The 6,855-nt window shown below is 71.0% G+C and carries 7 protein-coding genes and 1 pseudogene; 3 read left to right on the forward strand and 5 right to left on the reverse strand.

The window, feature by feature from the left end; translation table 11 throughout:
• Nucleotides 1-525 (forward strand): annotated as a pseudogene (locus tag QZ772_RS04710) (glycine dehydrogenase (aminomethyl-transferring)); the annotation flags it as partial.
• A gap of 841 nt (nucleotides 526-1,366) precedes the next feature.
• Here QZ772_RS04710 and QZ772_RS04715 read toward each other — a convergent pair.
• The 3 genes from QZ772_RS04715 to QZ772_RS04725 all read right to left on the reverse strand — a co-directional run bounded on the left by QZ772_RS04715 (nucleotide 1,367) and on the right by QZ772_RS04725 (nucleotide 2,906).
• Nucleotides 1,367-2,221 (reverse strand): alpha/beta hydrolase, encoded by an 855-nt coding sequence (locus QZ772_RS04715; protein WP_295523533.1) that lies wholly within the window; start codon nucleotides 2,219-2,221, stop codon nucleotides 1,367-1,369.
• Nucleotides 2,222-2,319: 98 nt separating this feature from the next.
• The gene (locus QZ772_RS04720; RefSeq protein WP_295523535.1) at nucleotides 2,320-2,517 is read right to left on the reverse strand and encodes a DUF2892 domain-containing protein; all 198 of its coding nucleotides are present in this window, start codon (nucleotides 2,515-2,517) and stop codon (nucleotides 2,320-2,322) included.
• Between the two features lie 41 nt (nucleotides 2,518-2,558).
• On the reverse strand, nucleotides 2,559-2,906 hold the full coding sequence (locus QZ772_RS04725) for a carboxymuconolactone decarboxylase family protein (RefSeq protein WP_295523537.1): 348 nt from the start codon (nucleotides 2,904-2,906) through the stop codon (nucleotides 2,559-2,561).
• 119 nt (nucleotides 2,907-3,025) lie between these two features.
• On the opposite strand from QZ772_RS04725, the gene QZ772_RS04730 reads away from it, so the two are divergent.
• The gene (locus QZ772_RS04730; protein ID WP_295523539.1) at nucleotides 3,026-3,337 is read left to right on the forward strand and encodes a metalloregulator ArsR/SmtB family transcription factor; all 312 of its coding nucleotides are present in this window, start codon (nucleotides 3,026-3,028) and stop codon (nucleotides 3,335-3,337) included.
• A gap of 13 nt (nucleotides 3,338-3,350) precedes the next feature.
• Here the strand turns inward: QZ772_RS04730 and QZ772_RS04735 are convergent, their stop codons facing one another.
• Nucleotides 3,351-4,250: a LysR family transcriptional regulator gene (locus QZ772_RS04735; RefSeq protein ID WP_295523541.1), complete on the reverse strand. Its 900-nt coding sequence runs from the start codon at nucleotides 4,248-4,250 to the stop codon at nucleotides 3,351-3,353.
• 127 nt (nucleotides 4,251-4,377) lie between these two features.
• Here QZ772_RS04735 and QZ772_RS04740 point away from each other — a divergent pair, with 127 nt between their 5' ends.
• Nucleotides 4,378-5,649, forward strand: coding sequence for an alpha-hydroxy acid oxidase (locus tag QZ772_RS04740; RefSeq protein ID WP_295523543.1), 1,272 nt, complete (start codon nucleotides 4,378-4,380; stop codon nucleotides 5,647-5,649).
• Here QZ772_RS04740 and QZ772_RS04745 read toward each other — a convergent pair.
• A partial coding sequence (locus tag QZ772_RS04745) for an ATP-binding protein (protein ID WP_295523545.1) occupies nucleotides 5,621-6,855 on the reverse strand: 1,235 nt, incomplete at its 5' end. The two genes, QZ772_RS04740 and QZ772_RS04745, sit on opposite strands and share 29 nt — an antisense overlap.

Consider the following 6,855-nt stretch of genomic DNA (forward strand, 5'->3'; position numbering starts at 1 on the left):
TACATCAGCGCGCGCCTGGCCGACCACTACCCCACGCTCTATGCCAGCGCCAACGGCCATGTGGCCCACGAGTGCATCCTGGACCTGCGCGGCCTGAAGGAGACCAGCGGCGTCATGGCCGAGGACGTCGCCAAGCGCCTGATCGACTACGGTTTCCACGCGCCCACGCTGAGCTTCCCGGTGGCCAACACGCTGATGGTGGAGCCGACCGAGAGTGAACCGCTGGCCGAGCTGGACCGCTTCATCGACGCCATGATCGCCATCCGCGGCGAGATCCGCCGCATCGAGGAAGGCGTGTGGCCGCGCGAGGACAACCCGCTGAAGAACGCCCCGCACACGGCAGCCACGCTGGCGGCGACCGACTGGGCGCATCCCTACTCCCGCGAGGTGGCAGCCTTTCCGCTAACCACGCTCAAGCAGGCCAAGTACTGGCCGCCGGTCGGGCGCGTGGACAACGTTTACGGCGACCGCAACCTGTTCTGCAGCTGCGTGCCGGTAAGCGAGCTGCAGGACGAATCGGCCTAGGACTGGGTTGATCCGGAGCGGCCACTGTCGGCACCCGTGACGGGCGATCTCGGCGCTGTTGTGCTCGGGGCTTGGTGGCGTTGGGCTTTGGGCGTTGGGCTTTGGGCTTTGGGCTTTGGGCTTTGGGCTTTGGGCTTTGGGCACTGGGCTTTTGGCACTGGGCTTTGGGCGTGCGAAGCGTGTGTGTGATGGTCCGGCCCTGGTGCCGGTGAGGGCGTGCATTGGGGTGGGCGGCAGGCACAACGGCCCGCACCCCGCACCCCGCACCCCGCACCCCGCACTTGGACCTGGACCTGGACCTGGACCTGCACCTGCACCTGCACCTGCGCGCCGCACCTTGCATCCTTTGCCCTTCGCAGAAGCAGGCTCACTTGTCACCGTGGCTGGACTCCTTCCCCCGCTGGGGGAAGGCAGGGATGGGGGCAGTGCGCCACCGTGGTCGCTTTTCCGCACAACTCCGGCCCCTTGGATGCCCAACGTCCGCCTCCACGCGTCGGCGCCGGGCCCAGGGCGCGCGGGCGATTTCGGGGTCGGCGAGGAGCGCAGGGTGGACGGGCTGCAGGCCTGCCGAAGGACAGGCCTGCTTCGTGAACTGACTCGCGGCAGTTGTTTGAGCGCAGCGCGAAGCGCGTAGCGAGTTCTGCCGCGGCCCGTCCATCCGAGCACCGCAGCGGAGTCGGCCTGCAGGGCCGACCGACCCCGTATGAACCCGCGCGCCCTGGGCCCGGCGTCGGCGCGCACCCCCGCGACAAGCGAGGCTCCACGCCCCTAACGCAAAACGCCGAATACCCAAACAGCCCAAGACCCGAAGAAACCTGGGCTCCAGCGCCTTCAACCCACCCTAGCCCCCGATCGTCCGATCCAGGAAGCCCACGATCCGCGCCGTCACCTCGTCCCGGTTCGTCTCGTTCAGCAACTCGTGCCGGGCCTGCGGATACAGCGTCAGTTCCACATCCTTGACACCCGCATCGCGGTAGCGCTGCGCCACCACTTCGAGGGCCGCCCCGCCGCCCGCGATGGGATCGGCATCGCCCGAGAGGATCAGGATCGGCAGATCGGACCGGATGCCGGCGAGCACCGCCGCGTCCGCGGCGCGGGCCAGCGTCTCGATGCCGGTGAAGGGCTCCGGCACGAAGCCGCAGGCCGGGTCGGCGCAGTAGCGGTCCACCTCGGCCGCATCCCGGCTCAGCCACTCGAAGCCGGTGCGGTGCTCGAAGCCCTGGTTGAGCGAACTCAGGTCGACCGGCCCTGGCGAGGTCATCATGGCCACGATGCCTGAGACTTCGGTGGAGCCCAGCAGCACCGCCGCCTCCACTTCTCGCGAATGGTCGAGCAGGAACTGCTGCGTGGCGAAGGAGCCCATGCTGTGGCCGATGAGCGCCAGCGGCAGGCCCGGATGGTCCTGGCGGATGCGGTGGTTCAGTTGCAGCAGGTCGTCCACCCAGCCCGGCCAGCCATCGCGGCCCCAGTGACCATAGCGGCCCTGCGCCGTTCGGCCCGATCCGCGGCCATCGGGCGCATAGACCAGGTAGCCCGCGGCGGCCAGCGCCTCGCCGAAGCGGCGGTAGCGCCCGCCATGCTCGCCCAGCCCATGCTGGACCTGAACGACGCCGCGGGGCACTCCCTCGGGGGACCAGCGCCACGCCTGGATGCGGATGCCGTCGCGCGAGTTGAACTCGATGCTGTCTTCTGTCATGGAACGTCTCCTGGATGAGGGCAACGCACCATTCTAGGAAGCGCCCCGGCCGGGCCGGACGCGCCAGCGTCAGCGCGTCCAACGCGCGCCGGCGGCCCTCAGCGCGACGAATTGGCCGGGCAGGTGCGCAGGCCCAGCAGCGTGTAGGCCGGGCAGAAGCGCAGCAGCCCCGTTGCCAGCGGCACCACGCCGATCCAGCCCCAGGCGCCGATCGCGCCGGCCAGCGCCAGGCCGATCAGCACCAGGCCTGCCACGATCCGCAGCACGCGGTCCAGGGTTCCGACATTGGGGGTCATGAGTGCTCCTCGATGAGTGAAATGGACAAGCGCGCCGCCGCTCAGGCGGACGCGGTGGAGAACTGCCGGAAGGCTTCAACGGCACTGGCGGCGTACATTGCGGAGGGCCCGCCGCCCATGTAGATGGCCACGCCCAGCGCCTCATGCACCTCGGCCTCGGTGGCACCCAGCCGGGCCAGCGCCTTGGTGTGGAAGCCGATGCAGCCCTCGCAGTGCGCCGCGACGCCCGCGGCCAGCGCGATCAGCTCCTTGGTCTTGGCACTCAGTGCGCCCTCGGCCATGGCAGCCTTCCCCATGTCGGCGAAGCCCTTCATCACGCCGGGCACGGTCTGCCGCAGGGGCCCGAGTTGCGCCGAAATGTCGTGGGTGATCTGTCGGTAGTCGTTCATGGCGGATTCCTGATCGGCAGGGCCAGCCACGAAGCCGTGACACTCGACCCTGCGCAAGATCGATCATATTAGTGAGTTCTAATATTTCGTCAGCCCGCCCCGCAGCGTTCGCACCATCCATGACCCACATCAACCCCGAGCACGCCCTGCTCCAGGAAGGCGCCCAGCAGGCCGCCGCCTTCCTGCGTGCGCTGGGCAACGAATCGCGCCTGCTGGTGCTGTGCCTGCTGGGCAAGCATGGCGAGTTGTCAGTGGGCGCGCTGCAGGCGGAGGTGGGGCTTGGTCAGTCGGCGCTGTCGCAGCACCTGGCCCGCTTGCGCGAGGACGGCCTGGTCGCCGGTAGGCGCGAGGGCCAGACGGTGTACTACCGCATCGACGATCCCAGGGCCGGCCGCATGATCGACCTGCTGGCCGAGCTGTTCTGTCCCTGAGGCCCGCCGTTTCTCAGAAGAAGGGCCCGGGCGCGTCGAAGTCCGCCGTCTCCAGACAGGCCTGCCGCAGCGCCGCCACCAGGGGCCGCGGGTCGCCGTGACGGAAGTGGAAGCCGTAGTCCAGCGTGGCCAGCGGCTCCGTGGCGGACAGGCGGCAGAGCACGCCGCGCTGCACCAGCCCATCGGCCAGTCCGCGCGGCAGCATGCCGATGCCCTGCCCCGCCGCCAGTAGGCTCGCCACAGCGCCCCATTGGCTGCAAATCAGCACCGCACGCGGCCGCGCGCCGGCCCGTGCCATCCAGCCGTCCTGCAATTGCGTCACGCCCGAGCCGCGCGGCAGCGCGACCAGCGTGTGGCGCGACCAGGACTCGGCATCCAGCCGTTCGACGCCGGCCGCCAGCGCGGCCGAGGCACACCAGACGAAGGCCGCCTGCCCGAGCGGCACGGCGCTCAAGGTCGGCCGCGAGGCGGCGCCCGAGATCACGGCGGCGTCCAGCTCGGCCTGCTCGACACGCCGCGCCAGGTGCGCGCCGATGTCCACCTCGATGCGCAACTCCATCGCGGGATGCCGCGCGCGCAGCCAGGCCACGGCGCGCGCCAGCCAGGTCATGGATGCGAGTTCGCCCGTGCCCAGATGCACGATGCCGCTCAGCGTCGCTCCCGGGCCCACGGCCATCCGCGCCTGCTCGGCACGCTGGAGCAGATCGGCCGCCAGCGGCAGCAGGCGCTGGCCGGCCTCGGAGAGCCGGGCGCGATGGCCCGCGCGGTCGAACAGGGGCGCGCCCAGGGCCGACTCCAGTTCGGCCAGCCGCTTGGAGAGCGACGACACGCTCAGGTGCAGCCGCTCGGCCGCCAGCGCAAAGCTGGCGCAGGTCGCGGCCCAGTAGAAGGCTTCCAGTTGCTTGAGCGTCACTTGTTCGATTTCAGTGGAAATGACTTCGCCGGATTATTCGCTTTCACTCACTCGCAGGACTGCCTAAAGTCCCGCCTCATCGCCTGCCCGCCGATCCGGCGCAGGCCGACAACTCCGCCATTTGCCCATGACCCAGCCCTCCACCCCCGCCGCCGACGCCGCCCTCGCCCCACCGCCCGCCACCGCGCCCGCGCCCGCCCACGACCCCTGGCGCGCCTTCAGCGGCGGCGCCGCGCGCGGCCCGCTGGCCGAGGTGCTGGCCCTCGACGACTTCCAGCGCCTGGCCGCGCGCCGCCTGCCGCGCGCCATCTACGGCTACGTGGCCGGTGCAGCCGAGACCAACAGCAGCCTGGACGACAACCGCCGCGCCTTCGCCGACTGGGGCTTCGTGCCGCGCGTGCTCGCGAACGTGTCGCAGCGCGACCTGGGCACGGAGCTCTTCGGCCGCCGCTACGCCGCGCCCTTCGGCATTGCGCCGATGGGCATTGCCGCGCTCTCGGCCTACCGCGGCGACGAGGCGATGGCGCGCGCCGCGGCACGCGCCGGCATTCCGTACGTGCTCAGCGGCAGTTCGCTCACGCCGATGGAGAAGGTCATCGCTGCCGGCCCCGGCAGCTGGTTCCAGGCCTATCTGCCGGGCCAGCCCGAGCGCATCGACGCCCTGCTCGACCGCGTGGCGCGCGCCGGCTTCGAGACGCTGGTGATCACCGCCGACGTGCCCGTGGCCGGCAACCGCGAGAACAACATCCGTGCCGGTTTCTCGACGCCGCTGCGGCCCAGCCTACGCCTGGCCTGGGACGGCTTCACCCACCCACGCTGGACGCTGGGCACGCTGCTGCGGACGCTGGCCGACGGCATGCCGCACTTCGAGAATTCCTTCGCCGAGCGTGGCGCGCCGGTCATCTCCCGCAACGTGGAGCGCGACTTCTCCAAGCGCGACCACTTCGACTGGTCGCACATCGCCCGCATCCGCCGCCGCTGGCACGGACCGCTGGTGGTCAAGGGGCTGGTGTCGCCCCAGGACGCTGCGCTGGCGCGCCAGCATGGCGCCGACGGCATCGTGCTCTCCAACCACGGCGGGCGGCAGCTCGACGGCGCCGTCTCGGCCCTGCGCACGCTGCCGGCCGTGATGGACGTGGCAGGCGACATGGCGGTGATGATGGACGGCGGCATCCGCCGCGGCAGCGACGTGCTCAAGGCCCTGGCCCTGGGCGCGCGCTTCGTGTGGCTGGGCCGGCCCTTCAACTTCGCGGCGGCAGTGGCGGGCGAGCTTGGCGTGGCCCATGCCATCCAGCTGCTGTCGGCCGAGGTGGACCGCAACCTGGCCATGCTGGGCGTCACGCGGCCGGCTCAGCTCTCGCGCGACTTCCTCATGCCGCGGGGTCCGCTGCCGGTGTGATGGGCCAGGCCTGCTGCAGGCGCCGCAGCTCGCTGGTGAGCTGGTGCACCGAAAAGGGCTTGGTCAGCACCGCCGTGCCGGGCTCCAGCTGGCCGTCCCGGAGCAGCGCGTTTTCCGCATAGCCGGTGATGAAGAGCACCGGCAGCGCCGGTCGCAGGCTGCGCGCTGCGTCGGCCAGTTGCCGCCCGTTCATGCCACCCGGCAGGCCCACGTCGGTGATCAGCAGACGCACTTCGGGCGAATCGCGCAGCATCGCCATGCCGGCCAGCGAATCGGCGGCTTCCAGCACCCGGCAGCCCAGGTCGCGCAGCGTCTCGGCCACGATCTGGCGCACGGCCTCTTCGTCCTCCACCACCAGCACGGGCCAGTCGGCCTGCGCGGCGGGGTCGGCCGCGGCTCGGGTGTCGGCCGGCGCCAGGGGCAGCGCACCTTCCAGGGCGCGCGGCAGGTGGATCGACACCACCGTGCCACGCCCCACTTCGGAGGCGATGCGCACCTGCCCGCCGGACTGGCGCGCAAAGCCGTAGATCATCGACAGCCCCAGCCCGGTGCCCTGCCCCAGCGGCTTGGTGGTGAAGAAGGGATCGAAGGCCTTGTCCAGCACGTCGGCCGGCATGCCCACGCCGTTGTCGGTCACGCGCAGCAGCAGGTAGTCGCCCTCGGGCAGGTCATGGGCACGGGCGGCGGGACCATCCATGGGCACGTTCACCGTCTCGATCAGCACCTGGCCGCCATCGGGCATGGCGTCGCGGGCATTGATGCACAGGTTGAGCAGCGCGTTCTCCAACTGTGACGGATCGACCAGTGCTGGCCAGGGCGCGGCCTGGGCATGCGTCAGGATGTGCACCTGCGGCCCCACGGTGCGCTGGATGAGCTCGACCATGCCGGCCACAAGCTCGTCGACCGGCGTGGGCCGTGGTGCCAGCGTCTGCCGGCGCGAGAAGGCCAGCAGCCGGTGCGTGAGCGCCGCAGCGCGCCGTGTGGCGTCCTGCGCCGTGCGGATGTAGCGGGCCAGGTGCTCGGGCTGGTTCTGCCGCAGCCGGATGTCCATCAGCTCCAGCGCACCGGAGACGGCCGCCAGCATGTTGTTGAAGTCGTGCGCCAGCCCGCCGGTGAGCTGGCCGATGGCTTCCATCTTGCGGGCCTGGTGCAGCGCCTCCTCCGCCGCCTCGAGCTTGCGGGTGCGCTCGCTCACGGCGTCCTGCA

Origin of the sequence: uncultured Pseudacidovorax sp., from assembly GCF_913773995.1 — a bacterium.
Taxonomy (GTDB): Bacteria; Pseudomonadota; Gammaproteobacteria; order Burkholderiales; family Burkholderiaceae_C; genus Xenophilus.

Coding starts and splice junctions, on each gene's coding strand:
- QZ772_RS04715 (WP_295523533.1), bottom strand. CDS start 2,221: ATGACAGAAGACAGCATCGAGTTCAACTCGCGCGACGGCATCCGCATC.
- QZ772_RS04730 (WP_295523539.1), top strand. CDS start 3,026: ATGACCCACATCAACCCCGAGCACGCCCTGCTCCAGGAAGGCGCCCAG.
- QZ772_RS04725 (WP_295523537.1), bottom strand. CDS start 2,906: ATGAACGACTACCGACAGATCACCCACGACATTTCGGCGCAACTCGGG.
- QZ772_RS04720 (WP_295523535.1), bottom strand. CDS start 2,517: ATGACCCCCAATGTCGGAACCCTGGACCGCGTGCTGCGGATCGTGGCA.
- QZ772_RS04740 (WP_295523543.1), top strand. CDS start 4,378: ATGACCCAGCCCTCCACCCCCGCCGCCGACGCCGCCCTCGCCCCACCG.